Consider the following 26,026-nt stretch of genomic DNA (forward strand, 5'->3'; position numbering starts at 1 on the left):
CACGGTCAGGCCACGGCCGGAGTGAAGTTCTCCCGGTGGATCATCCGCGGCGCCATGCGGCGGCGTTTGAACGCCTTCACCCCGGCGTCGACCATCGGCGGCGGCCCGCAGAGCCAGCCTGACCAGCCGCGGGCGCTGGGGACGTCCTCGAGGAACTGGTCGGTCGGGAACCCGGTGCGATACGTGCTGTTCCCGGGTTCGTGCGACAGCACTGGAAGGAACGAGAAACCCGGGTAGCTGTCGGCGAGTTCGGCCATCAGGTCGAGGTCGTAGAGATCGGCCGCACCGCGAACTCCGTGGTACAGCACCACTTTCCGGCTCGGGTCCCGGGACAGCGCGGTGCGGGCCAGTCCGATCAGCGGGGCGAGGCCGGTGCCGCCGCCGATGAGCGCCATCGGGCCGCCGTCGTCCTCGTCCTCGGGCGGCAGGAAGAAATCGCCGAGCGGGCCGGTGACCTGGACCTGTTCTCCGACGGAGAGCCCCGCGAAGATCCACTGTTCGGTGGCCGCTCCGCCGGGCACCAGACGGACGTGCAGTTCGAGGACTTTGTCCTCGTCGGCGGTGTTGACCAGCGAGTACTGACGGCGCACGCCGGTGCCGGGCACGGTCAGCTCGACGTACTGGCCCGCGTTGAACGCCAGCGGTTCGGGCAGGCCGAGCCGCAGCCGTCGGGTGTCACGGGCGATGTCCTGGATTTCGCGGACAGTCGCGGTGAGGTCGCGCAGCGGGTGCGTGGCCCGGGCGGCGCCGCCCGCGGTTTCGACGACGACGTTCGAGCGGAGCCGGGCCTGGCAGGCCAGCGCCAGGCCCGCCGCCCGCTCGTCCTCGGTCAGGGTGTCGGCGGGGGAGTCGCGGTGGTCGACGGTGCCGTCGACCACGCGCAGCTTGCAGGTGCCGCAGGTGCCCTGGTTGCAGGAGTTCGGCATCCAGACGCCGGCGCGGAGGAAGGCGTCGAGCATCGGCTGGTCCGGCCCGCAGGCCACTCCCCGGCCGCCGACGGTCGCGGTGAAGGACATGTCAGGCCTCCCAGGCGACGTGCAGCGACGTCGGCCCGCGGAAGCCCCAGCCCCAGAACTCGACGTCCGAGGAGGTGTCGCGCTCGAGGTTCGGGATCGACTCGAACAGTTCCTCCAGCGCGATCCGCATGACGTGGTTGGCGAAGTAGATCCCGGCGCAGGCGTGGTTCCCGGCGCCGAACGCCAGGTGCGGCAGCGGGGGACGGTGCAGGTCGTAACGGGTCGGGGCCTCGTAGACGCCGGTGTCGTGGTTGGCCGAGCCGTAGGAGAGGATCACCGGCGTGCCCGCGGGCAGCTCGACCCCGGCGACGGTGACCGCCTTGGTCGAGATCCGCGCGGTGGCCGACCAGATCGGCGAGGTCCAGCGCATCCCCTCGGAGATCGCGCGGGGGATCAGCGCCGGGTCGTCCACGACCTGCTCGAGCTGGTCGGGTTCGCTGAACAGGCCGGTCAGCGTCGAGGCCACGCCGTGGCCCGGTTCCTGCATCGCGCCGAGCAGGTACACGTAGATCGTCGGGTAGATGTATTCGCGGTCGCGGGTCTTGCCCGGCGGCATCCCGTCGTGCAGCCAGTGCGAGATCGCGGTGTCGGCGGGTTCGGCGATCCACCGGTCGATCAGCGGGTCGACCGTCGCCTGGATCTCGGCCTTCGCCTCGTCGCCTTGGACGAACCCCTCCGGGTTGGCGAATTCGCCGTCCTCGGTCATCGCGGCGTTGGTGAAGGACCGGCTCAGTTTCGCGAACCATTCGCGCAGTTTGTCCGAGCTGACGCTCTGCAGCCCGAGCAGGTCGCCGAGGGATCGGACGCTGACCGGCTCGCAGTACTGGGAGACGAGTTCCGCGCGGCCGTCGTTCTCGAACTTCTCCAGGTAGCCGCGGGCGATGGGGCGGACGAGGTCGTCGATCCACCGGTCGACCTCGACGGGCTGGAGCGCGGGCTCGACCATCGAGCGCAGGTCGGCGTGGATGTCGCCGTTGACCCCGATGATCGCCGGATGACCGAAGGTGCGGCCGCCGGCCGGGGTGATGACGGCTTCGAAATCGGGGCTGGTGGCGATCTCGCGGCAGATCTCCGCGGTCGTCGCCACGTATGAGCCGAGCACCGGCACGTACGCCAGCGGGGCCTCGCGGCGCAGCCGTTCGTAAGGCTCGTACGGGTTGCGCTCCAGCTGGGCCATGGTGATGTCGTCGATCCAGGACAGGTCCGGGGCGGTGGTGCTGTTCGTCGTCATTGACGCGGCCTCCTTCGTGCGTGGTGGGGCGAAGGTAGGTCCGCGCGGGCAGCGCCCACGACACGCGAAGCGCGGATCCGGTACGGATCGCGCGACGAATCCGGCGCTCCGCCGCTGATCAGCTAGCATGCGTCCATGTCCGCACGCCGTGGTGCGGCGCCGCGGGACTGGGAGCGAGTCTCGAAGTCGGTGGCCGACGCCTACTTTCCGCACCAGCTGACGCCGCTCGGCGGCGGCCGCGAACCGCGGCTGACCCTGCGGACGCTGGACCTCGGCCCGGTGCTGATCGGGTACGTCGGATGGGGAGCCGACGTCGAGATCGCCTGCGACTACCCGTCCGCGTACGAGGTCAACCTGCCGCTGACCGGCCACCTCGCCAGCCGTGGCAGGCACGGTTCGGTGACGTCGGTGCCGGGACAGGCGACCGTCTTCCGCGCCGACACGCCGTCGCTGATCACCCACTGGGACGCGACCTGCACCGTGCTGGGCGTCAAATTCGACGGGGACTGGCTGGATCGCGAGGCCGAACGGGTCGTCGGCGCCGGGACCGTCCGCGTCGCCGGTGCGCTCCCGGACCAGTTGCCGCTGGAGCACGGACCCGCGCGCGACTGGCGGCATCTCGTCGCCGGTCTGTCGTCGCAGATGCGCGACGGCTCGTTGTTCAGCGACCAGCCGATCGTCCGGGAACAACTGGCCGGAGCGGTCGCGGCCGGATTCCTCCTGGCGGGCTGCCCTGATACCGGTCGCGTCCCGCCGCCGCGGCCGCGCGCGATCACGCGAGTGGTCGATGCGGTGCGCGCCGACCCGGCCCGGGCGTGGACGGCGGCGGACATGGCTGCTGTCGCGGGGACTACGGTTCGCCGGTTGCAGGAGAGCTTCCGGGAATGGGTCGGCTGCACGCCGACGGAGCATCTCGTCGGCGTGCGGTTGCAGCATGCTCGGGCGGATCTCGAAGAGCACCCGGAATTCTCGGTCAGCGAGATCGCGGCGAGGTGGGGATTTTCCAGCGCCAGCCGGTTCGCGGCGGCGTTTCGGCGGCGTTATGGGGAGTCTCCTTCGCGGGCTCGTTGAGTCTTGCCGCCAAGAACAGTACGTGAGGGGAACCCTGGGGGAATCTGATTCCCTCAGGGTTCCCCTCACGTACCTTACGAAACGGTCACATGGTCGCCAAGCGGCGATTGCGGCGGGTTTCGCGGGGTAACCGCGCCTCACCCGCGACGTCGCCTCAAAGTCCTGGCGTTGTCGTCGATTCCTTCTGCCGGACCTCGGGCAAACACCAGTGCTTTCCCGTAGTCCACCCGAGAAAACGCCGTCCGACCCCGCCGCCGATGCGGCCCTCCGGGGTGAACCGGCCGCCCTCCACCACGTGTGCCAAGCCGGTCACGGCCGGGGTGAAGCGTTCGGCCAGGCCCGCTCGGGTCACCTGCTCGGCGAGCTCGCGGACGGTCGCGCGCTGAGTTTCGAGGTTGCACAAACTCAGGAAGAACAGCGCCTGCCGCCAGGCGTAGGCCGCGTTCTTGACCGCTTGCAGGGCCGCGTGGTGGTGGTCGGTGCGCGTCGCGAGCCGGATCACCGTCCACGTCAGGGACTCGGCGGCCAGTTCAGGTGCCGACGCCTGGAGCCGCTTCCGCAGATCGAGCGTGTGCACCAGGACCGCCAGGTTCTGCGTCGTGAGAATCTGGCTCTGCTCCAGCACCGTGCCGTTCATCGCGACCGAACGGAGCCGCCACGACGTGCGGGTTCCGCCGGCTCGGGCGAAGCACAGGTCGGCGAAGTCGTTGGCGGTGCCCTTGGCGAGCGCGCGGAACCGGCGCGGGCGGGGCTCCGACGTCCAGGACTCCGGCAGGTCGTAGTAGCGCGCGTAGAGCGTGCCCGCCATCGTGCGGCTCGTGAGTTCCGCTGCCGTCCGCCACTTCTCGGTGAACATGCCCGTGAAGATGTCGGCGGCGACCTCCTCGACCAGCGGCATCGGCAGCCCGGCCTGTTTCGCCAGCGCGCCCAGTTCGCGCACCAGCGTGTTCGGCAGGATCGCCTGCGGGAACGCGCTGATCGCCAGCAGCACCGTCTGGGAGAGCGTCTGGCGGGCGGCCCGGGTGGCGTCCGGACGCCGCGTTCGCAGCCGGTCGAGCGCGTGGACCCAGGGGAGTTCCTCGATCCGGACCTGGTGTTCCAGGTCGAGCAGCAGCAGACTGCGGCGACGGCGGAAGGCCGCGTAGGTCTGCGCGTACAGCGTCGAAAGCTGCTCGTTGTCGAAGTTCGCGGCCAGCAGTTGCGCGGTGATCTGCGGCAGGACCGTCGCGAGGACGTCCGCCGACGTGATCACCTTCCGTGCGACCAGTTCCTCGATCGGCGCCTCCAGCGCGCGGGCGACCTTGGCGACCAGGTGCGCCGGCGCGTCCCCGGCGACCGGCTCGATCGACGGCAGCCCGCCGTCGGCCGGGAAGCGGTCCAGTCGTTCGGCCAGCGCGGCGGCGAGTTCGGCGTGCGTGGGCCGCGACGCGACCGAGGCCTGCAGCGCTCGCAACGCCGCCCGCGGTTCCGAGCCCGGCTCGCCGTGCTTGGTGATCGTGTTCGCCAGGGCACGGCGGATCCAGCCGACGTCCCGGCCGGTCAGTTCCGAGCTGTCGCGCTCGCACGCCCGCAACGCGCGGTACAGCCGCGTGAAGTTGCTCTTCGGGTGGACGTGGACTCCCGACGCGGTGTGCCGGAAGCGCGCGCTCGCGTAGTCCGCGAGCCATTCGGCGCGACGCTGCTGCCAGTCCTCCGGCCAGGTACGGCACGGCCAGCCGCCGACGACGCCGGTTTCGTCCAGCCGCGGCAGTTCGCCTTCGACGGTGTCGCACCACAGCGCGACCAGCCGGTCGAACAGCGGGTGCCATACCGTCAGCGTTTCCAGCATCGCCTTGATCGCGGGCGGGGTGCTCGCCGACCGCAGCGAGTCCCGGACTTCGCCGACGGTGCTCAGCCGGACCAGTGCGCCCGCCGGTCGCGGCGCCGAGCCGGGCAGCGGGGCCAGGCGCAGGCGGTGTAGGTGCGGCCGCAGTTCGGCGATCAGGTCGAGCGCCGCTTCGGCGTGCCCGTGCTCCAGCAGCCACGCGACGGTCGGCAGCGCGGCGTCCTCCGGGACGTCGATCCGGTAGGACTCGGCGGCGAGCATGCCGCGCAGCGCGGCGAGCCCGGCGTCGGTGAGGTACCAGAGGTTGAGCCGTTCGCGATCGGTCCGGCCCGGTCCGTCGGGGCACAGAGCGGCCTCGGCGGGGGACAGCGGGACCTCGGCCAGGCACCGGCCGGTGGCGAACCCGCCGTGCACGACTTCGAGGGTCACCCACGCCGGAGTGCCCGCGACCGGGACCCGCGAGCCGATCCGCAGCGAACCGGTGGCCATGCCCGTGAGGACGTCCTGCCACCGGTCGGCCTTCGCCCGCGCACGACGGCGCGTCCCGCTGTCCTTCGCGGACAGGGCGGTGCGCACAGCCCGTTCGAGCTGCCCGTAGGCGTACCCCGGCGACGCGGTGTGTCCCATGTGGATTCCCCCTGTGGTCAAGACTTGGAGGCAGGATTCGAACCTGCGCCTTCCCGGGTAACAGCCGGGTGTTCTGCCTGCTGAACTACTCCAAGGAGCGGGGGATGGACATGGAGGCGGGACTCGAACCCGCGCCCTCCCGGTCACGAGCCAGGCGATCTGCCGCTGATCTACTCCATGCCGTTCCCCGCGTCCGGAATCCTATGCCGCGGCGGGACAGCGCCGCCACCGAAATTCCGGCTTACCCTGCGGTGTCGGAAAAATCCGGCAGGCCCCACCCGGCGGCCACTCGGTCCCGGGTGAGCACCGCGGACGGCAGCCCTTCGGCAAGCAACCGCCCGTCGCGCAGCAGGAGACAGTGGGCCGCGCGGCGGGCAACCGTGAGGTCGTGGGTGATGCGGACAACGGTCGTCCCGCCGCGCACCGTCGCGTCGAGCGCGTCGTCGATGAGGGTCTGCGCGTGCAGGTCCAGACCGGCCGCGGGTTCGTCGAGCAGCAGCAGATCCGACTGCTGGGCAAGAGCTTGCGCCACGAGCGTCCGTTGCCGCTGGCCGCCGGAGAGGGTGCCCAGCGGCTGGTCGGCGATCGACGCGATGTCCAGTTGCTCCAGGCAATCCTCGACGACCGTCCGGTCCCGGGCGGTGAGCCTGCGCCACGGGCCGCGGTGCGCCCAGCGGGCCATGGTCACCGTGGCGCGGACGGTGATCGGGAGTTCGCCGGACACCTCGCTGTACTGGGTCGCGTAGGCGGCGCGGAACCGGCTGGTGCGGTGCAGCGTGCCGGAGCTGATCGGCTGGATGCCGGCGATCACGTTGAGCAGGGTCGACTTCCCGGCCCCGTTCGCCCCGACGACGGCGGTGCTCCGCGCCGCGGGCAGCTCGGCGGTGATCCCGCCGAGCACCTCGTGCGACCCGTAGCCCGCGCGGACGTTCCGCAAGGTGACAGCCGGTTCGGCAAGGTTCACCAAAGCCCCCTTAAAGAGAATGAAAACCATTTCCACTATAGTGGCGCCGTGACCTGGTTGCTGACCCCCTTCGACGTGTCGTTCGTGCAGCGCGCGCTCGTCGCCGGGGTCCTCGTGTCGGTGATGTGCGCGCTGGCGGGCACCTGGGTGGTGTTGCGCGGGATGGCTTTCCTGGGGGAGGCGCTGTCGCACGGCATGCTGCCCGGGGTGGCGATCGCGTCGCTGGCGGGAGTGAACCCGCTGCTCGGCGCGGTGCTGAGCGCCGCGGTGATGGCCGGGGGAGTGACCGTGCTGGGCCGGTCGCGGCGGTTGTCGCAGGACACGCTGATCGGGCTGCTGTTCGTGGGGATGCTCGCCGCCGGCGTGATCATCGTGTCGCATTCGCAGTCGTTCGCGGTCGACCTCACCGGGTTCCTCTTCGGCGACGTGCTCGCCGTCGGCACGGGCGATCTGCTGGTCCTGGCGATCGCGCTGGGGCTGGTCGCCGCGGTGTCGCTTCTCGGGTACCGCCCGTTCGCCGCCGTCGCCTTCGATGTCCGCAAGGCCCAGACGCTGGGGTTGCGGCCAGGCCTCGCGAACGCGCTGGTGCTGGCGCTGGTGACCGTGACCGTGGTCGCGTCGTTCCGGGTCGTCGGCACCTTGCTGGCGTTCGGGTTGCTGATCGGCCCGGCGGCCGCGGCGACGTTCTGGGCGCGCCGCATCACGACGGTCATGGTGCTCGCCGCGCTGCTGGGAATCCTGTCGACGGTCGCGGGATTGCTCGCGTCCTGGTACTGGGGCACCGCCGCGGGAGCCAGCATCGCCGCCGCCGCGATCGCGCTGTTCTTCCTCTCCGCTCTGCTGTCCGCCGTCCGCGGCCGCCGTCGCTGAACGAATCCGTTGTCCGACAACAGAAATCGAGGACGCATGACGACATCTCCTGTCCGCCGGGCGGCGGGCGTGCTGGCCGTGGCGGCGCTGCTGGCCGCCTGCGGGCACGATCCGGCGGAGCAACCCGCTACCACGCCGCACGGCTACGTCGAGGGAGCGGAGGAAACCGCCGAGGCACAGTCGAGACTGGTCGTCGCCGACGCCTCGACCGGTGCGGCGCACGTGCTCGACCTGATCACCGAGCAAGTCACGCCGGTGGGAACGGTTGAGGGCGCGCATGCGATCACCGGGGACGGACGGTTCGGCTACCTCACCGGCCGCGCCGACGGGGTCCGCGTCATCGACAGCGGCGCGTGGATGGTCGACCACGGCGACCACGTGCACTACTACCGCGCCGCGGTGCGCGAGGCCGGAACCGCTCCGGGACAGCGGCTGCTGGCCGCCTACAGCGATCCCGCGGTCACCGCACTGTCCTTTCCGGACGGAACTGCCAAGTTGCTGGACCGGGCGAAGCTGGACCGCGGCTCGATCGCCGAACTCGGCACGATCGCGCGGAGTCCGCACCCAGGGGTAGCGGTGCCCTATCGCGAACGCGTGCTGGCCTCGGTTGCCGATGGCGTGCGAGTGCACGATCGGCAGGGCAAGCAGGTCGCGGAGATCGGCCAGCCGTGCCCGGAACTGAGCGGTGCGGCCGTCACGCGGCGGGGCGTCGTCTTCGGGTGCGCGGACGGCGCGTTGCTGGTCACCGAGAAGGACGGGACGTTCGCCGGGGAGAAGATCACCTACCCGCGACCGGTCGGCAAGGAGGAACGCGCCTCCAGGTTCGCGCACCGGCCCGGCAGCACGACTCTCGCCGCCGCGGCCGGGACTGACGCGGTGTGGGCACTGGACGTCCGGGCCCGGAAGTGGTCCCGGATCGAGACCGGTCCGGTCGCCGCACTGAACGCTGTCGGCGAGGACGCTCCGGTCTTGGTGCTGACCCGGGACGGCGTGCTGCGGGCCTTCGACCCAGGCAGCGGGGCGCAACAGGCGCAAGTCCCGCTGCTGCCCGCGGTCAGCGGCCCGGTCGCCCCGGCGATCCAGGTCGACGCGACCCGCGCCTACGTCAACAACCCGTCCTCCGGCGAGATCTACGAGATCGACTACAACGATCACCTCCGCCGAGCCCGGACGCTTACCGTTCCCGGCAAGGCCAGCTACGTCGTGGAGACCGGCCGATGAGCAGAATCCGGGCCCTGCTGGTCGCCGCGCTCCTGGTGGTGTCCGGCTGTTCCGCCGCGGGCGCGAGCGGCGGTTCGGTGGTGGTGACCACGAACATCCTCGGCGACATCACCCGCCGCATCGTCGGCGACCAGGCCGACGTGACGGTGCTGATGAAACCGAACGCCGACCCGCATTCCTTCGGTATTTCCGCCCAGCAGGCGGCGGAGGTCGAACACGCGGGGCTGATCGTCTACAACGGACTCGGGCTCGAGGAAGGCATGCTGCGCACGGTCCAGGCGGCCGAGCGCAACGGGGTCCCGGCGCTGGCAGTGGGCGAGCGGGTCGACCCGATCAGCTACGCCGCCCACGGCGGTCCGGATCCGCATTTCTGGACTGATCCCGGCCGTGTCCGCGCCGCCGTGCCGGTGATCGCCGACCAGATCGTCGCGCGAGTGTCCGGAGTGGACGGGAACGTGATCCGAGCCAACGCCGAACGGTACCGGCAGAAACTCGGCACGCTCGACGACACGATGCGCCGCCGGTTCGCGGAAATCCCGCCGCAGCGCCGGAAACTTGTCACCAACCACCACGTGTTCGGCTACCTGGCCCAGCGGTTCGGCTTCCAGGTCGTCGGCGCGGTGATCCCGAGCGGCACCACGCTCGCCTCGCCCAGCGCGTCCGACCTGAAGTCGCTGGCCGACGCGGTGCGCGCGGCCGGGGTCCCGGCGGTCTTCGCCGATTCCTCCCAGCCGGACCGCCTCGCGCGGGTGCTCGCCGACCAGGCGGGCGTGCGGGTGCGGGTGAAGTCGCTGTTCTCGGAATCCCTCAGCGAACCCGGCCAAGGCGCGGCGACCTACCTGGAGATGATGCGCGCCAATACCGACGCGATCGTCGACGGCCTGGCCGCGCCCTGATCTTCGACACCGAGAAAACCCATCCCCACCAAGGAGAACGAAATGCCAGTGCCGCCCTACCGAACCGCCTGCGCCGCTCTCGCCGCGGCCGGGCTGCTGACGGCGACCGCCTGCGGATCCCCGGAGCCGCCCCCGGCAGCCGCGCCCCAGACGGTCGCCGACCCGGTCGCGATCACCTACGACGGCGGGATCTCCCTGCTGGACGGGAAGACCCTGAAGGTCGTCAATGACCTCCCGCTGCCCGGCTTCAACCGCCTCAACCCGGCGGGGAACGACCGACACCTGATCGTGTCCACGGCCACCGGATTCCGGCTCCTCGACGCGGCGGGCGCGACGCTGACCGACACCGAGATCCGCGCCCCGAAGCCAGGACACGTGGTGCGGCACGCGGGCAAAACGGTCCTCTTCTCCGACGGCACCGGCGAGATTACCGTGCTCGACCCGGCGACGCTCGGGACCGGGAAACCGCCCGCGCCGCAGCACAAAACCCCGGAACCGCATCACGGCGTCGCGGTCGAACTGGCCAACGGCGAGCTGGTCGCCACGATCGGCAACGAGGACGCCCGGAACGGCATCGCGGTGCGGGACAAGGACGGCAAGGAGATCGCGCGCAACGACCAATGCCCGGGCGTGCACGGCGAAGCGACCGCGCGGGGCGAGACTGTCGTCGTCGGGTGCGAGACCGGCGCGCTGATCTACCGCGCGGGCAAGATCACCAAGGTGACCAGCCCGGACGCCTACGGGCGCATCGGCAATCAGGCAGGCTCCCCGCAGTCGTCGATCACGCTGGGAGACTACAAAACCGACAAGGAAGCGGAACTGGAGCGGCCGACGCGGGTCTCGCTGATCGACACCGAGAAGGCCAGCCTGCGGCACGTGGACCTCGGCACCAGCTACACCTTCCGCTCCCTGGCCCGCGGCCCGCAGGGCGAGGGCCTGGTGCTGGGCACCGACGGCAAGATCCACGTGATCGACCCGGCCGCGGCCCGCGTGACCCGGACGATCCCGGTCATCGGCTCGTGGCAGGAGCCGCTCGAATGGCAGCAGCCGCGTCCGGCGCTGTTCGTCCGGGGCGGGACAGCGTACGTGACGGACCCGGGCAAGAAGGAGGTCCACGCNAGCGTACGTGACGGACCCGGGCAAGAAGGAGGTCCACGCGATCGATCTCGGGACCGGGGAGAAGACCGCGACCGGCACCCTCCCTGGGGTGCCGAACGAACTCAGCGGAGTTGTCGCGGAACGCTGAGCAAGTGGCTGGTGGGCGGCGAAACATCGCCCACCAGCCACGCGTCAGCGAGCCGCGGCGCTTCACCCAGTTCGTGGCAGCAGCCGCGTCCGGCGCTGTTCGTCCGGGGCGGGACGGCGTATGTGACGGATCCAGGTAAGAAGGAGGTTCACGCGGTCGATCTCGGGACGGGGGCGAAGACCGCGACCGGCACGCTCCCCGGCGTGCCGAACGAACTCAGCGGGGTTGTCGCGGAAAGCTGAGCAAGTGGCTGGTGGGCGGCGAAACGTCGCCCACCAGCCACGAGTCAGCGGGCAGCGGCGCGACGCTTCGTCCAGATGTCGTAAGCGACCGCCGCGAGCAGGACCGCGCCTTTGACGAGCATGACGCGTTCGCTGGGCGCCCCGATCAGGGACATCCCGTTGTTGATCACCGCCATGATCAGGCCGCCGGTGATGGCTCCGACGACCTTGCCGACCCCGCCCTGGACCGCGGCGCCGCCGATGAACGCGGCGGCGATGGCGTCGAGTTCGAAGTTGACGCCCGCGGTGGGCCCGGCCTGGTTGAGCCGTCCGGCGAAGATGATGCCGGCGAGCGCGGCGAGCACGCCCATGTTGACGAACACCCAGAACGTCACGGATTTGACCTTGACCCCGGACAGCGTCGCGGCCTGGAGGTTCCCGCCGATGGCGTAGATGTGCCTGCCGAACACGGATTTCCCGGCGACGAGCGAGTAGCCGAGCACGAGCACCGCGAGCAGGACGAGCACCCACGGCAGATTGCGGAACCGGGCCAGCTGCACGACCACCGCCAGCACCAGCGCGGCGGCGACGGCGATCTTCAGCACGAACAGCGGGAACGGGTCGACTTCCTGGCCGTAGCCGAGCCGGGCGGCGCGTTTGCGCCATTGCGTGAGCACGATTCCGGCCACCACGACGACCCCGGCGAGCAGGCTGACCAGGTCCGCGCCGCCGAGCGGGCCGAGGCCGATGTTGCCGAGGTATCCGCCGGTGAAGCCGTTGGACAGGGTGCGGATCGCGTCGGGGAAGGGGCCGATGCCCTGGTTGCCGAGCACCGTGAGGGTGAGCGCGCGGAAAGCGAGCATCCCGGCCAGGGTCACGATGAACGCGGGGATGCCGAAGTACGCGACCCAGTATCCCTGCCAGGCGCCGATGACCGCGCCGACGACGAGGGTCAGCACGACCGCGAGCGGCCAGGGCAGCCCGAGATTCACGGTGAGGACCGCGGCGACCGCGCCGGTCATCGCCACCACCGAGCCCGCGGACAGGTCGATGTGACCGGAGATGATCACCAGGATCATCCCGATGGCGAGGATCAGCACGTAGGAGTTCTGGACGATGATGTTCGAGATGTTCTGCGGTTCGAGCAGCGCGCCGCCGGTGATCACCTCGAACAGCACGACGATCAGCGCGAACGCGACGTAGATGCCGCTCTGGCGGAGGTTGATCGAGATCCGCCGGGGGCTGCGCCCGGCGGGCGGGGCGGCCGGATCGGCTGGCCGCACGGGGTTGGCGGTGGTCATGGCCGTTCCTTCGTCATGTGTCGCATGAGCAGTTCCTGGGTGGCGTCGGCGCGGGCGACCTCGCCGGTGATCCGGCCCGCGGAGAGCGTGTAGATGCGGTCGCAGAGGCCGAGCAGTTCGGGGAGTTCCGAGGAGATGACGAGGACCGCTTTCCCCTGCGCGGCCATCTCGTTGACGATCGTGTAGATCTCGTACTTCGCGCCGACGTCGATGCCGCGGGTGGGCTCGTCGAGGATGAGCACGTCCGGGTCGGTGAAGATCCACTTGGCCAGCACGACCTTCTGCTGGTTGCCGCCGGACAGCTTCCCGGTGACGCTGCGCACCGACGGCGCCTTGATCCGGAGATCGCGGTGGAACCGGAGCGCGACGTCGTGTTCGGTGTGCTCGTTGACCCAGCCGCGGCGGGAGAGCGAGGGCAGTCCCGCCGCGGAGGTGTTGCGCTGGATGTCGTCGATCAGGTTGAGCCCGTAGAGCTTCCGGTCTTCGGTGGCGTAGGCGATGCCGTTGCGGATGGCGTCGCGGACCGACCGCAGCGAGATCTCCTTGCCGTCCTTGACCAGTCGCCCCGAGATGTTCGTGCCGTACGAGCGGCCGAAGACGCTCATCGCGAGTTCGGTGCGGCCCGCGCCCATCAGCCCGGCGAGCCCGACGATCTCGCCGCGGCGCAGGGTCAGGTTCGCCCCGTCCACGACGACCCGCCCGGGCTGGTTCGGGCTGTGCACCGTCCAGTCCTCGATCCGGAGCACCTCCTCGCCGATGTCCGGTTCCCTCGGCGGGAAGCGGTGTTCGAGGTCCCGTCCGACCATGCCGGTGATGATGCGTTCCTCGCTCAGCCCGGCGGCGCCCAGCGTTTCGATCGTCTTGCCGTCGCGCAGGATCGTGACGGTGTCGGCGATCGCGGTGACCTCGCCGAGCTTGTGCGAGATGATCACGCACGTGACGCCGTCGTCCCGCAGTTCGCGCAGCAACCCGAGCAGATGCGCCGAATCGTCGTCGTTGAGCGCGGCCGTCGGCTCGTCGAGGATGAGCAGTTTGACGCGCTTGGACAGGGCTTTGGCGATCTCGACCAGCTGCTGTTTGCCCACGCCGAGTTCGCTGACCGGCGTGACGGCGTTCTCGCGCAGCCCGACCCGGCGCAGCAGGTCGGCGGCCTCGTGGTTGGTCCGGTTCCAGTCGACCCAGCCGCGCCGGGCCCGTTCGTTGCCGAGGAAGATGTTCTCGGCGATCGAAAGCTGCCCGCACAGCGCGAGTTCCTGGTGGATGATCACGATGCCGCGGCGTTCGCTGTCGCGGATGGACCCGAACGCGCAGGCCTGGCCGTCGAAGGTGATCTCGCCGTCGTAGCTGCCGTGCGGGTGGACGCCGGACAGGATCTTCATCAGGGTGGACTTCCCGGCGCCGTTCTCTCCGCAGACGGCGTGGATCTCCCCGCGCCGCACCGACAGCGTGACGTCGGACAGCGCGGTGACGCCGGGGAACGTCTTGGTGATCCCGCGCATGCCGAGCAGTTCGGTCATTTCAGCTGGCCCGCCGTGTAGTAGCCGGAGTCGAGCAGTTCCTTCTGGTAGTTGGACTTGTCCACCACGACCGGCTGCAGCAGCTGGGACGGGACGACCTTCTTGCCGTTGTCGTAGTCGGTGGTGTTGTTGACCGCGGGCTTCTGTCCCTTGAGGACGGAGTCGGCCATCTTCACCGTGACGTCGGCGAGTTTGCGGGTGTCCTTGAAGACGGTGGAGTACTGCTCGCCCGCGATGATGGACTTGACCGAGGCGACTTCGGCGTCCTGTCCGGTGACGACCGGGTAGGGCTGGCCGGCGGTGCCGTAGCCGTTGCTCTTGAGCGCCGACAGGATCCCGATCGAAAGGCCGTCATAGGGGGAGAGCACGCCCTGGACCTTCGCGCCGCCGGTGTAGGTTTTGGTGAGCAGGTCTTCCATCCGGCGCTGCGCGGTGGCCGGGTCCCAGCGCAGGATCGCGGTCGGCGCGAAGTCGACCTGACCGCTCTTGACCACCAGCTTCTTGCTCGCGATCAGCGGTTTGAGCACCGACATCGCACCGTTGTAGAAGAAGGTCGCGTTGTTGTCGTCCGGCGAGCCGCCGAACAGTTCGATGTTGAACGGGCCCGGCCCGTCGCCGAGGCCCTTGAGCAGCGAGTTCGCCTGCTCGACGCCGACCTTGAAGTTGTCGAAGGTGGCGTAGTAATCCACGGCGGTCGAGTTGCGGATGAGCCGGTCGTAGGCGATCACCGGGACCTTGCGGTCGGCGGCCTCCTGCAGCTGGGTGGTGAGCGCGGTGCCGTCGATCGAGGCGACGACGAGCAGTTTCGCGCCCTTCGTCAGCTGGTTCTCGATCTGGTTGACCTGGGTGGGGATGTCGTTCTCGGCGTACTGCAGGTCGACCTGGTAGCCGAGCTTCTCCAGCGCGGCCTTGATGTTGTCCCCGTCGTGGATCCAGCGCTCCGACGATTTGGTCGGCATCGTCACCCCGACCAGCGCGCCGGCGGATCCGCCCGCCTGCTGGTCGACGGTCTTCGCGCTGGACCCGCAGGCGGCGGCGCCGAACGCGAGCACCGCGACCCCGGCCGTCGCCGCGACGGTGCGGATTCCTCGAATGAACCTCATTGTTCGTTCTCCTTCTTTCAGAAACCCTGGGCGAGCCGGTGATAGGCCTGGTTCCAGCGGATGCGGTCGGCGAAGTCCGCGGTGGTGGTGTGTCCGTCGATGACGAGCAGTTCGACGTCGAGCATCCGGGCGAAGTCCCGCACGGTCTCGGTGCCGACCGCCTGGGTGAGCACGGTGTGGTGCGGTCCGCCCGCGGTGATCCACGCTTCCGCGGACGTGGCGAGCGACGGCGCGGGCTTCCACACCGCGCGGGCCACCGGCAGGTTCGGCAGCGGTTCGTCGGGCGGGACCACGTCGATCTCGTTGGCCACCAGGCGGAACCGGTCGCCGAGGTCGATCAGGCCCAGCACCGTGCCCTGACCGGCCGCGGCGTCGAAGACCAGCCGCACCGGGTCCTCGCGGCCGCCGATGCCGAGCGGGTGGATCTCGCACGACGGCTTGCCCGCGGCGATGCTGGGGCACACCTCGAGCATGTGCGCGCCGAGGATCTTCGGCTCGCCGGGCCCGAAATGGTAGGTGTAATCCTCCATAAAGGACGTTCCGCGGTCCGCGCCGCGGCCCATCGCTTTCACCGACGCCAGCAGCGCGGAGGTCTTCCAGTCGCCCTCGCCGCCGAAGCCGTAGCCGTCGGCCATCAGCCGCTGCACTGCTAGTCCCGGCAGCTGGCGGAGTCCGCCGAGATCCTCGAAGTTCGTGGTGAACGCGCCGAACCCGCCTTCGGAGAGGAAGGACCGCAAGCCGAGTTCGATCCGCGCGGCGTAGCGCAGCGACTCGTGCCGCTCACCGGCGCGCGCCAGCTCCGGGGCGAGCGCGTACTCGTCGGCGTACTGCGCGACCAGGCTGTCGACGTCCGAGGCGGAGGCCGCGTCGACCCGTTCGGCGAGCTCGGTGACGCCGTAGGTGTTCACCGAGACCCCGAACCGCAGCTCTGCCTCGACCTTGTCGCCTTCGGTGACCGCGACGTCGCGCATGTTGTCGCCGAACCGGGCCAGTTTCAGGGTCCGCAGGTGAGCCGCGCCGATCGCCGCGCGCGCCCACGCGTCGATCCGGGCGACCACCGCCGGATCGGCCGCGTGCCCGGCGACGGTCTTGCGCGGGATGCCGAGCCGGGTCTGGACGAACCCGAACTCCCGGTCGCCGTGCGCGGCCTGGTTGAGGTTCATGTAGTCCATGTCGAGCGTGGCCCACGGCAGCGCCGCGTCGAGCTGGGTGTGCAAGTGCAGCAACGGTTTGCGCAGCGCGTCGAGTCCGCTGATCCACATCTTCGCCGGGCTGAAGGTGTGCATCCACGCGATCACGCCGACGCACGCGGGGTCGGCGTTGGCCTCCTGCAGCACCTGCCGGATCCCGGCGGACTCGGTCAGCACCGGTTTCCCGACCAGTTCGCACGGGAGCCCGCCGGAATCGGCCAGCAGCTGCCGGATCCGCAGCGACTGCCCGGCGACCTGGTCGAGGGTCTCCTCGCCGTAGAGCGCCTGGCTGCCGGTGAGGAACCACACCTGCGGCTTGGTCGCGGAAATCATCTGTTCTCCTTGCTGGATCAGGGTTTTCAGCGCTGCCCGTAGACGTTCTGGTAGCGCGCGTGCAGCCGGTCGACGTCGGTTCCCGAGAGCGGGACGGGCGTGCCGAGCTGGTGTGCGATGTGGACGGTGCGGGCCACGTCCTCGACCATCACCGCGGCCTTCACCGCGTCCCGCGCGGTCGCGCCGACGGTGAACGGGCCGTGGTTGCGCATCAGGACCGCGGGGGAGCGGGTCGCGCGCAGCGTTTCCACGATGCCGCGGCCGATCGAGTCGTCGCCGATCAACGCGAACGGGCCGACCGGGATCTCGCCGCCGAACTCGTCGGCGATCATCGTGAGCACGCACGGGATCGGCTCGCCGCGCGCGGCCCAGGCCGTCGCGTAGGTCGAATGCGTGTGCACGACCCCGCCGACCTCGGGCAGATGCCGGTACACGTAGGCGTGCGCGGCGGTGTCCGACGACGGGGCGAGTTCGCCGTGCACGAGCTCGCCGTGCAGGTCGGTGACGACCATGGTGTCGGCGCTCAGGTCGTCGTAGGACACTCCGGACGGCTTGATCACCATCAGGTCCTCGCCGGGCACCCGCGCCGACACGTTGCCCGAGGTCCAGACGACCAGCTCGTTGCGCGTCAGCTCGCTGTGCAGCCGCGCGACGGATTCCCGCAGCTCCGCGATCGTCCCGCGCGCCTGGGCGGTCAGCGTCATCAGTTCTGTCCTTTCGCGACAGTGGCCAGTTCGCGGCGGCGCGCAGCGAGACGGTGCAGCACGTCGTTGCCGCCGCGGCCGAAGTAGTCGTGCAGCGCGGTGTACTCCGCGTACAGCTCGTCGTAGGCCGACACGTTCGCCAGCACGGGTTGGTGCGCCATCCGCTGGACCGAACCCATCGCCGCCGCGGCCGCGCGCACGTCGGGGTAGGCGCCGGCGGCGACCGCGGCGTGGATCGCGGAGCCGAGCGCGGGTCCCTGCGCCGAGCCGATCACCGAGAGCGGGAGGCCGGTGACGTCGGCGTAGATCTGCATCAGCAACGGGTTCTTGGTCAGCCCGCCCGCGACGATCAGCTCGGTGACCGGAACCCCGGCGGCCTCGAAGGTCTCGATGATCTTGCGGGTGCCGAACGCCGTGGCCTCCAGCAGCGCCCGGTACACGTGCTCGGCCCGGGTGCTCAGCGTCTGCCCGACGAGCACGCCGGACAGCTCGTGGTCGACCAGGACCGACCGGTTGCCGCTGTGCCAGTCGAGCGCGACCAGTCCGTGCTCGCCGATCTCCTGCTGCGCCGCGAGCCCGGTCAGGAACTCGTGGAGCCCTTCGGCGCGCGCGGCGTCCGAATAGGACTGGGGGACGCAGTGGTCGACGAACCAGCCGAAGATGTCGCCGACTCCGCTCTGCCCTGCCTCGTACCCCCAGAGCCCGGGGACGATGCCGCCGTCGACGACCCCGCACATGCCCGGGACCTCGCGCAGGTCGGCGCCGTTCATGACGTGGCAGGTCGACGTGCCCATGATCGCGACCATCTGGCCCGGCTCGACGGCCTGCGCGGCCGGCGCGGTGACGTGCGCGTCGACGTTCCCGACCGCCACCGCGATCCCGGCGGGCAGCCCGGTCCAGGCCGCGGCTTCCGGGCTGAGCTTCCCGGCGAGCGAGCCCAGCTGGCCGATCGGATGGTCGAGCTTGTCCTCCACAAAGGACGCGAAGCCGGGGTTGAGGCTGCCGAGGAATTCCCGGTCCGGGTAGCGGCCGTCCTGGTAGATCCCCTTGTACCCGGCTGTGCAGGCGTTGCGGACATAAGTTCCGGTGAGCTGCCAGACGATCCAGTCCGCCGCCTCGACCCAATGCCGCATGGCCCGGTAGACCTCGGGGGCTTCCTCGAACAACTGCAGCGCCTTGGCGAACTCCCATTCGGACGAGATCAATCCGCCGTACCGCGGCAGCCACGGCTCGGCGCGTTCACGGGCCACGGCGTTGATGCGATCGGCCTGCGGTTGCGCGGCGTGATGCCGCCACAGCTTCACGTACGCGTGCGGATTGCCCGTGAATTCCGGGAGCTCGGACAGGGGAGTGCCGTCCGCGGTGGTCGGGATCATCGTGCAGGCGGTGAAATCCGTGCCGATCCCGATCACGTCCTGCGGATTGGCGCCCGCTTCGGCCAGCGCGGCGGGCACGGCGGTGCGCAGGACGTCCACGTAGTCCGACGGGACCTGCAACGCCCAGCCCGGCGGCAACTCCTCGGCGGTGGCGGGAAGCCGGTCGTCGACGACCCCGTGCCGGTATTCGGTCACGGCGGTCCCCAGTTCGGCGCCGTCGCGCACCCGGACCACCACGGCGCGTCCGGAGAGCGTGCCGAAGTCGATGCCGACGACGAGGGAATCTGCTGGCACTGGAGGGATTTCCTTCCGGACTCCACGCCGCGCGACGGGCTGCCGCTCGACTGTTAGCGCTAACATTTGAAGGGTGATCGCTTGCTTGAATGCGGTCGTGCAGTGCTGCTACCGGGGCCCGGTGCTGTCCCGGACGATCAGATCGGGTGCGACGAGATGGCGGATGCCGGGATCGCCGCCTTCCATGCGTTCGACGAGCAGCCGGAACGTCCGCCGCCCGACCTCGATGAAGTCCTGCCGGACGGTGGTCAGCGGCGGGCTGAAGTACGCCGCCTCCGGCACGTCGTCGAACCCGGCCACGCGAACCTGGCCCGGCACCGAAATGCCCGCCTCGGCGAACGCGCGCAGCACGCCCAGCGCCATTTGGTCGTTCGCGACGAACACCGCGTCGGGCCGGGTTTCGGCGACCAGACGGCGTCCGGCGTCGTAGCCGGAACGCGGACTCCAATCCCCGCGCAACGGCGGCGGCACCTGCGCTCCGCGCCGCTCGAGCGCTTCCCGCCAGCCGCGCTCGCGTTCCAGCGATTCCAGCCAGTCCTCCGGCCCGGCGACGTGCCACACGGTTTCGTGCCCGAGCGACAGCAGATGCTCGGTCACCCGGCGGGCCCCGTCGTACTGGTCGACCGAAATCACCGGCACCGGAACGGATTCGCCGCCGCCGACCGCGACCATCGGAATGTCTCCGGTCACCTGCCGCAACGCCTCGCCTGCCGCGACGTGCGGCGCGATCACCACGATCCCGCCGACCGCCTGCCGCCGCAGATTGTCCACCGCCTCAGCGAAAGTCGACCGCCGCGGCCGGCTGACGCTGGAGATGGTGACCCCGTATCCCTCCTCGCGAGCGGCGTGCTCGATGCCGTACAGCGTGCTCGCCGGACCGTACAAATTGGACTCCAGCGCCACGACGCCGAGAATGCTCGACCGCCCGGTCGCCAACGTCCTGGCCGCCGAGTTCGGCCGGTACCCCAGCTCCTCCACCGCGGCGAGCACCCGGGCCCGCGTCTCCGCGCGAACCGTCCCGGTGTCGTTGACGACCCGGGAGACAGTCATGTGCGAAACACCCGCCATGGCAGCCACTTCGGCAAGCCCGGGCTGGCGTTTGGCAGTGGGACCGTCGGTGGGCATCCCCGCACCTCCTCGCTGAAGTTCGCGGCGTGAGCATGGCAATGTTAGCGATAACAGGCGGCTGGTCAAGGCTTTCTTCGCAACTTGGTGCGGGACTGGTGTCGACGGGGCGGCGTCTCACCGCCGCGGAACCGGCCGCGAAAGCCGCAGTTCGATCAACTCCGCCCCTCGCCGCAACAGATCCACCCACTGCTCCGGATCATGCTGGAACCGGGAAGCAGACCACCCAACCGACAAGCTCCCGTACGGTTCTCCGCGCAAAAACACCGGCACCGCGAGCGTCGCCACCCCGGTGTCGTACTCGCCGGTGGTGAACGCCCAACCCCGCTCGGCGACCTCGGCCAGTTGTTCGCGGAGCACGGCGAGATCGGTGACCGTATCCGGCGTGAACCGGGCCATGGGGCGGTCCGCGAACAACCGGTCGCGTTCCTCTTCGGACAGGAACGCGAAGTAAGCCTTGCTCGTCGCCCCCGCGTGCGCTGGGTACAGCTCGCCGACAAGGGAGTAGCCGCGCAGCCGTCCGTCCGCGCCTTCCGCGGCCAGCACGCATCGGGTGTGCGCACCGTCGGGCAGGGACAGCAGGGCGGCGTGTCCGGTCTGGGCGGCGAGGTCGGAGAGAACCGGGGCCACCAGCAGATCCAGTGCCCCGGCCCGGTCCCACATCCGGCCCAGGTGAAGAGCGGCCGGGCCGATCCGGTACTTGCGCGTGCTGTCGTCGCGGACGAGGAAACCGCGGTGGGCCAGCACGGCCAGGAGCCGTTGAGCGATCGACGTGTGCAGCCCGAACTCGCGGGCCACCGCGGTGACGCCCCATTCCGGGCGGGCGCGGTCGAACGCGAGCAGGACCTGCAGCGCGCGGTCCGCGGTCTGCGGCAGGCCGGGCGGGGTGGTGCGGTCGTCGGGGTCCGGCATCCAGCCATTGTGCGAATAACGGGAAATGCTGGCAATGCCGGGGCGCCCGGACGGAATCTGGTCGGACCAATCCCGGCGGCCTTGAACTCTCCAGAGGAACCACATGCTCAAACACGTCCTGGAACTGCTCGAAATCCTCGACGACCCGGCGGTGACCGGGAAAGAGGTCGTCGCCTACCTCGACGCCGTCGCCGGCGCGGACGGCAGCGGCGCGGAGATCACGACGGTGCCCGGTCCGGCCGGGAAGACCGACTTCGTCCGGGTGCGCGTGTCCGGCAGCCGGGGCCGCACCGCGGGTGGCGACGCGCCCACGCTCGGTGTCGTCGGGCGGCTCGGCGGGGTCGGCGCCCGGCCGGAAGTGACCGGGTTCGTGTCCGACGGGGACGGTGCGGCCGCCGCGCTCGCCGCCGCGGCCAAGCTGCTGTCCATGCGGGCTCGCGGGGACGTGCTGGCCGGCGACGTGCTGATCGGGACGCACGTCTGCCCGGACGCGCCGACCCTGCCGCACGATCCGGTGCCGTTCATGAACTCGCCGGTCGACATCGCCACGATGAACAGCTACGAGCTCTCCGACGAGATGGCCGCCGTGCTGTCGATCGACACCACCAAGGGCAACCGGGTGATCAACCACCGCGGGCTCGCCCTTTCCCCGACCGTGCGCAGCGGCTACATCCTGCGGGTCTCGGAGGGCTTGGGCGAACTGCTGGAGGCGGTGACCGGTGCGCCGCTGGTGACCTACCCGATCACCACGCAGGACATCACCCCGTACGGCAACGGCGTCTATCACCTGAACTCGATCCTGCAGCCGGCGACGGCCACGGACGCGCCGGTCGTCGGGCTGGCGATCACGTCGGCGGCGACGGTGGCGGGCTGCGCGACCGGCGCCAGCCACGAGACGGACATCGCGGCCGCCGCGCGCTACGCGGTCGAGGTCGCCAAGCAGTTCGGCGCGGGCGCGCTGCATTTCCACGACGAGGCAGAGTTCGCCAATCTGCAAGCCCGCTACGGCTCGATGGCGCACCTGCAGACGCTGGGCACGGAGGTGGCCGGATGAGCACCGCGACGAAAACCGCGAAACACGCCAAGAAGCGGATCGGCAACGACGACTACTCGCTGCGCCGCGTCCCCGAAGACGCCCGCTACGGCTTCGGTTCGATGCTGCTGCAGTGGCTCGCGCAGTCCGGCTCGCTGTCGCAGTTCGTGCTCGGCGCGACGCTCGGCGTGGGGATGCGCTTCTCCGACGCGTTCTGGGCGTTCACCCTCGGCGCGGTGATCCTGGAGGTGGTGATCTTCCTGATCGGCCTCGCCGGGCAGCGCGAGGGGCTCACCATGACCATGCTGACCCGCTTCACCGGCTTCGGCCGCAACGGGTCCGCGCTGGTGAGCCTGGTGATCGCGATCAGCTTGGTGGGCTGGTTCGGCGTGCAGAACGGCATCTTCGGCAAGAGCATGCACGCGCTCGTCGGCGGTCCGCCGTGGCTGTGGTGCGCGGTGTCCGGCGTCGTCTTGACGCTGCTGGTGATCTACGGCTTCAAGTACATGATGTGGCTGGCGAAGATCGCGGTGCCGCTGTTCTTCGGCCTCGTCGCGTGGAGCGTCATCTCGACCCTGTCCGACCACTCGGTGGGCGCGCTGATGTCGGCCGCGCCGACCGCGACGGCGATCTCCATCCCGGCCGCGGCGACGATCATCGCGGGCGGCTACATGACCGGCGCCGTGGTCGCCCCGGACATGACCCGGTTCAACCGCAAGGGCTGGCACGTCCTGCTGCAGAGCTCCGCGTCGATGGTCTTGTCCGAGTACATCGTCGGCATGACCGGCGTGCTGCTCGGGCACCTGGTCGGCAGTTCCGACGTCACGCACATCGTGCTGTCCACTTCGGGCTTCGTCGGGCTGATCGTGGTGGTCCTGGCGACCGCGAAGATCAACGACTGGAACCTCTACGGCTCTTCGCTGGGCGTGGTGAACTTCGTGCGGACCGTGTTCGGCCGCCCGCTGCACCGCGGTGTCGTCACCCTGGTGATCGGCATCGCCGGCACGGTGCTGTCCGCGATCGGGTTCCTCCAGCACTTCACCGCGTTCCTGTCCGTGCTGGGCGTCGCGATCCCGCCGGTGGGCGGCATCATCGTGGCCGAGTACTTCCTGGTGCGCGGCCTCTCCACGCCGCTGCGGGAGACCAGGGCCGCCGGCCGGGTCCCGGCGTCGATGCCGGTGTGGGTGCCCGCCACGCTCGCGGTGTGGGCGGCGGCGTTCTGCGTCGGCGAGTTCGTGCACTGGGGCATCCCCGCGCTCAACTCGCTGCTCACCGCCGCGATCCTGTACACGGTGCTGGGCCGCGCCGGGCTGATCCGCCCGGTGGGCTCGGCGGAACTGGAGGAGGTGGCGCGGTGACCAGCGCACAGGACGAGGTGGCAGACCTCTGCCGGGACCTGATCCGGATCGACACGTCCAACCCGGGCACGACCGAGCGGCCCGCCGCCGAGTACGTCGCGGAGAAGCTCACCGACGCCGGGCTGGAACCGACGCTGGTGGAAAGCGCGCCCGGGCGGGCCAGTGTGTTCGCCCGAGTGTCCGGTGTGGACTCGTCGCGTCCCGCGCTGCTTCTGCACGGGCACTTGGACGTGGTGCCCGCCGACGCCGACGAGTGGAGCGTCCCGCCGTTCTCCGGCGAGATCGCCGACGGCATGCTGTGGGGCCGCGGCGCGATCGACATGAAGGACTTCGACGCGGCGATCCTCGCGCTGGCGCGGCAGTTCGGCCGCACCGGCGAGAAACCGGCGCGGGACATCGTGTTCGGCTTCCTCGCCGACGAGGAGGGCGGCGGCAAGTTCGGTTCGCACTGGCTGGCCGAGCACCGCCCGGACCTGTTCGACGGCGTGGGCGAGGCGATCACCGAGGGCGGCGGGGTGTCGTTCGACCTCGGCAACGGCAGCAGGCTGTATCCGATCGAGTGCGCGCAGCGCGGGCAGGCGTGGCTGCGGCTGACCGCCACCGGCCGGGCCGGGCACGGCTCCTCGCCGAACGACGAGAACGCGGTCACCGATCTCGCCGAATCGCTCGCCCGGATCGGGCGGCACCGGTTCCCGGTCCGGCTGATCGAACCGGTGCGGGCGCTGCTGGAACGCGCCGGCGAACTGCTCGGCGTCCCGTTCGATCCGTCCGATGTGGACGGAAGCCTGGCGCGGATGGGCCCGGTGGCCGACCTGGTGAACGTGATCCTGCGCAATTCGGCGAACCCGACCATGATCTCCGGCGGGTACCAGGTGAACGTCATCCCCGGCCGGGCCACCGCCGCGGTCGACGGCCGGTTCCTGCCCGGGTACGAGAAGGAACTGCTGGACACCATCGACGAGCTGCTGCTGCCTTCGGTGCGCCGCGAGTTCATCCACCGCGACATCGCCATGGAAAGCAGTTTCGACGGCCCTCTGGTGGACGCCATGTGCGCCGCGATCACCGCGGAGGACCCAGACGGCCACCCCACGCCGTACTGCAACGCGGGCGGCACCGACAACAAGGCGCTGTCCGGCCTCGGCATCCGCGGCTTCGGGTTCAAGGCGCTGCGCGTCCCGCCGGAACTGCCCTACAACCGGCTGTTCCACGGCGTGGACGAACGCGTCCCGCTGGAGTCTCTGCGGTTCTCCGTCCGGGTCCTCGACCGGCTGCTGCGGACTTGCTGAACAATGGCGGGCGAACCAAGGAGAATCGCGTGACTGACTTGCTGTTGCTGTCCAATTCGACCAACCACGGCCACCAGCCGCTGGAACACGCGCTGGACGCGGTGGCCGAGGTGCTGGACGGGCGCACCGAGCTGCTGTTCGTGCCCTTCGCGCTGGCCGACCACGACGGCTACACCGAGCGCATCGCCGCCGCCGCGGCACCGCTCGGGGTGCGGGTGCGCGGGCTGCACACCGCCGAAGACCCGGTCGCCGCGGTGCGTTCCGCCGAGGCCGTGTTCACCGGCGGCGGCAACACGTTCCGCCTGCTGGCCGAGCTGTACCGGCGCGAGTTGCTGGAACCGTTGCGGGACCGGGTGTCCGAGGGAATGCCCTACCTCGGTGCCAGCGCGGGAACCAATATCGCCGGGCCGACGGTGCGCACCACGAACGACATGCCGATCGTGGAACCGCCGAGCCTGACTTCGCTGGGCCTGGTGCCGTTCCAGCTCAACCCGCACTACGTCGACCCCGACCCGGGCAGCACGCACATGGGCGAGACGCGGGAGAAGCGGCTCGCGGAATTCCACGAGTGCAACGACATCCCGGTGCTCGGCCTGCGCGAGGGCACCTGGCTGCGCGTGCGCGGGGATTGGGCGGAACTCGCGGGCGTGTCCACGAGCGGCGGCGCGGCCGGGCGGTTGTTCCGGAGCGGCTTGCCGGGCGAGGACCTTTCCGGCGACGTGAGCGATCTGCTCGCCCCGGCGCGCGAACCGGCGTGGGGCTGATCGCCCGGCACCCCGGCAACTGTCCGTGAAGGGCCCCTTGAAGGAATCTGATTTCCCATGCCAAGGGACTTAAGGCGACACCGCGGGGGTAGCCGGGGCTCGTGTGCCCGCGTCGAAGGGCTGGCCAGGGTCGGCGGTCGCCGGGGAGGCGGCAGGACGCTCGCGAAAGCGCTTGGCGGGACGCCGAGTCCCGTGCCGGGCGACGTCAGCCGCGATTCGGCCCGGCTGACCGTCCACAAGAGACGCAACAGCCGCCGAAATGCCCGTTTTGCGATTCCGTGACGGGTTATTCAGGTCCGTGAGGGTCGCCTTGAGGGAATCTGATTCCCTCAAGGCGACCCTCACGGACCGCAGCCACTCAGGACCTTCGGCCTGGGCAGGCTCGCCTCAGCCGCATCCACGGCGCCGCCTTGGGTCCCTGTCGCAAAATCTCATTCCCCTCAAGGGGCCCTTCACGTACGGTCACGACGCTTGTCCGGGGGAGAGGACTCTGGCGAGATAGCTTGACACAAGCATCTTAGGACAAAGATACTTCCGGGCGA

At 70.2% G+C, this 26,026-nt stretch carries 20 protein-coding genes, 2 tRNA genes and 1 pseudogene; 9 read left to right on the top strand and 14 right to left on the bottom strand.

Going from position 1 to position 26,026, the window contains the following annotated elements:
- Positions 1-5: 5 nt before the first annotated feature.
- The gene (locus EIZ44_RS27600) at positions 6-1,016 is read right to left on the bottom strand and encodes an FAD-binding oxidoreductase (protein ID WP_134732104.1); all 1,011 of its coding nucleotides are present in this window, start codon (positions 1,014-1,016) and stop codon (positions 6-8) included.
- A gap of 1 nt (position 1,017) precedes the next feature.
- On the bottom strand, positions 1,018-2,247 hold the full coding sequence (locus EIZ44_RS27605) for a cytochrome P450 (protein WP_134732106.1): 1,230 nt from the start codon (positions 2,245-2,247) through the stop codon (positions 1,018-1,020).
- 135 nt (positions 2,248-2,382) lie between these two features.
- Between EIZ44_RS27605 and EIZ44_RS27610 the strand changes: the two genes are divergently transcribed.
- A complete protein-coding gene (locus EIZ44_RS27610; RefSeq protein WP_134732108.1) occupies positions 2,383-3,318 on the top strand; it encodes an AraC family transcriptional regulator in 936 nt (311 codons plus the stop codon).
- 154 nt (positions 3,319-3,472) lie between these two features.
- On the opposite strand, the gene EIZ44_RS27615 is transcribed toward EIZ44_RS27610, so the two are convergent.
- The 4 genes from EIZ44_RS27615 to aztA form a co-directional block, all read right to left on the bottom strand.
- Positions 3,473-5,770 carry a hypothetical protein gene (locus EIZ44_RS27615; RefSeq protein WP_134732110.1) on the bottom strand — a complete coding sequence of 766 codons (2,298 nt, stop codon included), beginning with the start codon at positions 5,768-5,770 and terminating at the stop codon, positions 3,473-3,475.
- 22 nt (positions 5,771-5,792) lie between these two features.
- Positions 5,793-5,865 (bottom strand) — tRNA-Asn (locus tag EIZ44_RS27620).
- Positions 5,866-5,875: 10 nt separating this feature from the next.
- Positions 5,876-5,950: transfer RNA gene (locus EIZ44_RS27625), tRNA-Thr, on the bottom strand.
- Between the two features lie 61 nt (positions 5,951-6,011).
- Positions 6,012-6,764: a zinc ABC transporter ATP-binding protein AztA gene (aztA, locus tag EIZ44_RS27630; protein WP_134732112.1), complete on the bottom strand. Its 753-nt coding sequence runs from the start codon at positions 6,762-6,764 to the stop codon at positions 6,012-6,014.
- Positions 6,765-6,782: 18 nt separating this feature from the next.
- Here aztA and aztB point away from each other — a divergent pair, with 18 nt between their 5' ends.
- The 4 genes and pseudogenes from aztB to aztD all read left to right on the top strand — a co-directional run bounded on the left by aztB (position 6,783) and on the right by aztD (position 10,967).
- Positions 6,783-7,604 carry a zinc ABC transporter permease AztB gene (aztB, locus tag EIZ44_RS27635; RefSeq protein ID WP_134732114.1) on the top strand — a complete coding sequence of 274 codons (822 nt, stop codon included), beginning with the start codon at positions 6,783-6,785 and terminating at the stop codon, positions 7,602-7,604.
- 36 nt (positions 7,605-7,640) lie between these two features.
- Positions 7,641-8,825 (top strand): hypothetical protein, encoded by a 1,185-nt coding sequence (locus tag EIZ44_RS27640; protein ID WP_134732116.1) that lies wholly within the window; start codon positions 7,641-7,643, stop codon positions 8,823-8,825.
- Complete coding sequence (aztC, locus tag EIZ44_RS27645) at positions 8,822-9,721, top strand: zinc ABC transporter substrate-binding protein AztC (RefSeq protein WP_134732118.1); 900 nt, start codon at positions 8,822-8,824, stop codon at positions 9,719-9,721. The genes EIZ44_RS27640 and aztC overlap by 4 nt, the downstream gene beginning before the upstream one ends.
- Positions 9,722-9,763: 42 nt before the next feature.
- Positions 9,764-10,967: pseudogene (gene aztD / locus EIZ44_RS27650) on the top strand (zinc metallochaperone AztD).
- Between the two features lie 286 nt (positions 10,968-11,253).
- Here aztD and mmsB read toward each other — a convergent pair.
- The 8 genes from mmsB to EIZ44_RS27695 all read right to left on the bottom strand — a co-directional run bounded on the left by mmsB (position 11,254) and on the right by EIZ44_RS27695 (position 21,043).
- Entirely contained in the window at positions 11,254-12,489 is a 1,236-nt protein-coding gene (gene mmsB / locus EIZ44_RS27660) for a multiple monosaccharide ABC transporter permease (protein WP_037806337.1), read from the bottom strand.
- Positions 12,486-14,006 (bottom strand): multiple monosaccharide ABC transporter ATP-binding protein, encoded by a 1,521-nt coding sequence (gene mmsA / locus EIZ44_RS27665; protein ID WP_134732122.1) that lies wholly within the window; start codon positions 14,004-14,006, stop codon positions 12,486-12,488. Before mmsA ends, mmsB begins: the two co-directional genes overlap by 4 nt.
- On the bottom strand, positions 14,003-15,109 hold the full coding sequence (gene chvE, locus EIZ44_RS27670; protein ID WP_037806333.1) for a multiple monosaccharide ABC transporter substrate-binding protein: 1,107 nt from the start codon (positions 15,107-15,109) through the stop codon (positions 14,003-14,005). Before chvE ends, mmsA begins: the two co-directional genes overlap by 4 nt.
- Positions 15,110-15,126: 17 nt before the next feature.
- Positions 15,127-16,632, bottom strand: coding sequence for an L-arabinose isomerase (gene araA, locus EIZ44_RS27675; RefSeq protein WP_134732124.1), 1,506 nt, complete (start codon positions 16,630-16,632; stop codon positions 15,127-15,129).
- Positions 16,633-16,658: 26 nt separating this feature from the next.
- Positions 16,659-17,336 carry an L-ribulose-5-phosphate 4-epimerase gene (locus EIZ44_RS27680; RefSeq protein ID WP_037806329.1) on the bottom strand — a complete coding sequence of 226 codons (678 nt, stop codon included), beginning with the start codon at positions 17,334-17,336 and terminating at the stop codon, positions 16,659-16,661.
- Complete coding sequence (gene araB, locus EIZ44_RS27685; RefSeq protein ID WP_134732126.1) at positions 17,336-19,006, bottom strand: ribulokinase; 1,671 nt, start codon at positions 19,004-19,006, stop codon at positions 17,336-17,338. Before araB ends, EIZ44_RS27680 begins: the two co-directional genes overlap by 1 nt.
- Before the next feature lie 108 nt (positions 19,007-19,114).
- Complete coding sequence (locus EIZ44_RS27690; RefSeq protein ID WP_134662844.1) at positions 19,115-20,131, bottom strand: LacI family DNA-binding transcriptional regulator; 1,017 nt, start codon at positions 20,129-20,131, stop codon at positions 19,115-19,117.
- Positions 20,132-20,248: 117 nt separating this feature from the next.
- Positions 20,249-21,043, bottom strand: a complete 795-nt coding sequence (locus EIZ44_RS27695) for an IclR family transcriptional regulator (protein ID WP_134732129.1) — start codon at positions 21,041-21,043, stop codon at positions 20,249-20,251.
- A 103-nt stretch (positions 21,044-21,146) separates the two neighbouring features.
- On the opposite strand from EIZ44_RS27695, the gene EIZ44_RS27700 reads away from it, so the two are divergent.
- From EIZ44_RS27700 to pepE, 4 genes are read left to right on the top strand one after another with little or no spacing between them, the layout of a single operon-like run.
- Entirely contained in the window at positions 21,147-22,097 is a 951-nt protein-coding gene (locus EIZ44_RS27700) for a DUF1177 domain-containing protein (protein WP_134662842.1), read from the top strand.
- Positions 22,094-23,434, top strand: coding sequence for a cytosine permease (locus tag EIZ44_RS27705; RefSeq protein ID WP_134662841.1), 1,341 nt, complete (start codon positions 22,094-22,096; stop codon positions 23,432-23,434). Before EIZ44_RS27700 ends, EIZ44_RS27705 begins: the two co-directional genes overlap by 4 nt.
- Entirely contained in the window at positions 23,431-24,720 is a 1,290-nt protein-coding gene (locus EIZ44_RS27710) for a M20/M25/M40 family metallo-hydrolase (protein WP_134732131.1), read from the top strand. The genes EIZ44_RS27705 and EIZ44_RS27710 overlap by 4 nt, the downstream gene beginning before the upstream one ends.
- A 29-nt stretch (positions 24,721-24,749) precedes the next feature.
- Positions 24,750-25,484: a dipeptidase PepE gene (pepE, locus tag EIZ44_RS27715; RefSeq protein ID WP_134732133.1), complete on the top strand. Its 735-nt coding sequence runs from the start codon at positions 24,750-24,752 to the stop codon at positions 25,482-25,484.
- The last annotated feature ends 542 nt before the right edge of the window (positions 25,485-26,026 follow it).

This window comes from Amycolatopsis nivea (assembly GCF_004522235.1).
In the GTDB taxonomy this organism is placed as follows: Bacteria; Actinomycetota; Actinomycetes; order Mycobacteriales; family Pseudonocardiaceae; genus Amycolatopsis; species Amycolatopsis nivea.

Coding starts and splice junctions, on each gene's coding strand:
- mmsB (WP_037806337.1), bottom strand. CDS start 12,489: ATGACCACCGCCAACCCCGTGCGGCCAGCCGATCCGGCCGCCCCGCCC.
- EIZ44_RS27680 (WP_037806329.1), bottom strand. CDS start 17,336: ATGACGCTGACCGCCCAGGCGCGCGGGACGATCGCGGAGCTGCGGGAA.
- EIZ44_RS27605 (WP_134732106.1), bottom strand. CDS start 2,247: ATGACGACGAACAGCACCACCGCCCCGGACCTGTCCTGGATCGACGAC.
- EIZ44_RS27610 (WP_134732108.1), top strand. CDS start 2,383: ATGTCCGCACGCCGTGGTGCGGCGCCGCGGGACTGGGAGCGAGTCTCG.
- EIZ44_RS27615 (WP_134732110.1), bottom strand. CDS start 5,770: ATGGGACACACCGCGTCGCCGGGGTACGCCTACGGGCAGCTCGAACGG.
- EIZ44_RS27705 (WP_134662841.1), top strand. CDS start 22,094: ATGAGCACCGCGACGAAAACCGCGAAACACGCCAAGAAGCGGATCGGC.
- chvE (WP_037806333.1), bottom strand. CDS start 15,109: ATGAGGTTCATTCGAGGAATCCGCACCGTCGCGGCGACGGCCGGGGTC.
- mmsA (WP_134732122.1), bottom strand. CDS start 14,006: ATGACCGAACTGCTCGGCATGCGCGGGATCACCAAGACGTTCCCCGGC.
- EIZ44_RS27700 (WP_134662842.1), top strand. CDS start 21,147: ATGCTCAAACACGTCCTGGAACTGCTCGAAATCCTCGACGACCCGGCG.
- EIZ44_RS27695 (WP_134732129.1), bottom strand. CDS start 21,043: ATGCCGGACCCCGACGACCGCACCACCCCGCCCGGCCTGCCGCAGACC.
- EIZ44_RS27690 (WP_134662844.1), bottom strand. CDS start 20,131: ATGCCCACCGACGGTCCCACTGCCAAACGCCAGCCCGGGCTTGCCGAA.
- EIZ44_RS27600 (WP_134732104.1), bottom strand. CDS start 1,016: ATGTCCTTCACCGCGACCGTCGGCGGCCGGGGAGTGGCCTGCGGGCCG.
- aztC (WP_134732118.1), top strand. CDS start 8,822: ATGAGCAGAATCCGGGCCCTGCTGGTCGCCGCGCTCCTGGTGGTGTCC.
- araA (WP_134732124.1), bottom strand. CDS start 16,632: ATGATTTCCGCGACCAAGCCGCAGGTGTGGTTCCTCACCGGCAGCCAG.
- EIZ44_RS27640 (WP_134732116.1), top strand. CDS start 7,641: ATGACGACATCTCCTGTCCGCCGGGCGGCGGGCGTGCTGGCCGTGGCG.
- aztA (WP_134732112.1), bottom strand. CDS start 6,764: ATGGTTTTCATTCTCTTTAAGGGGGCTTTGGTGAACCTTGCCGAACCG.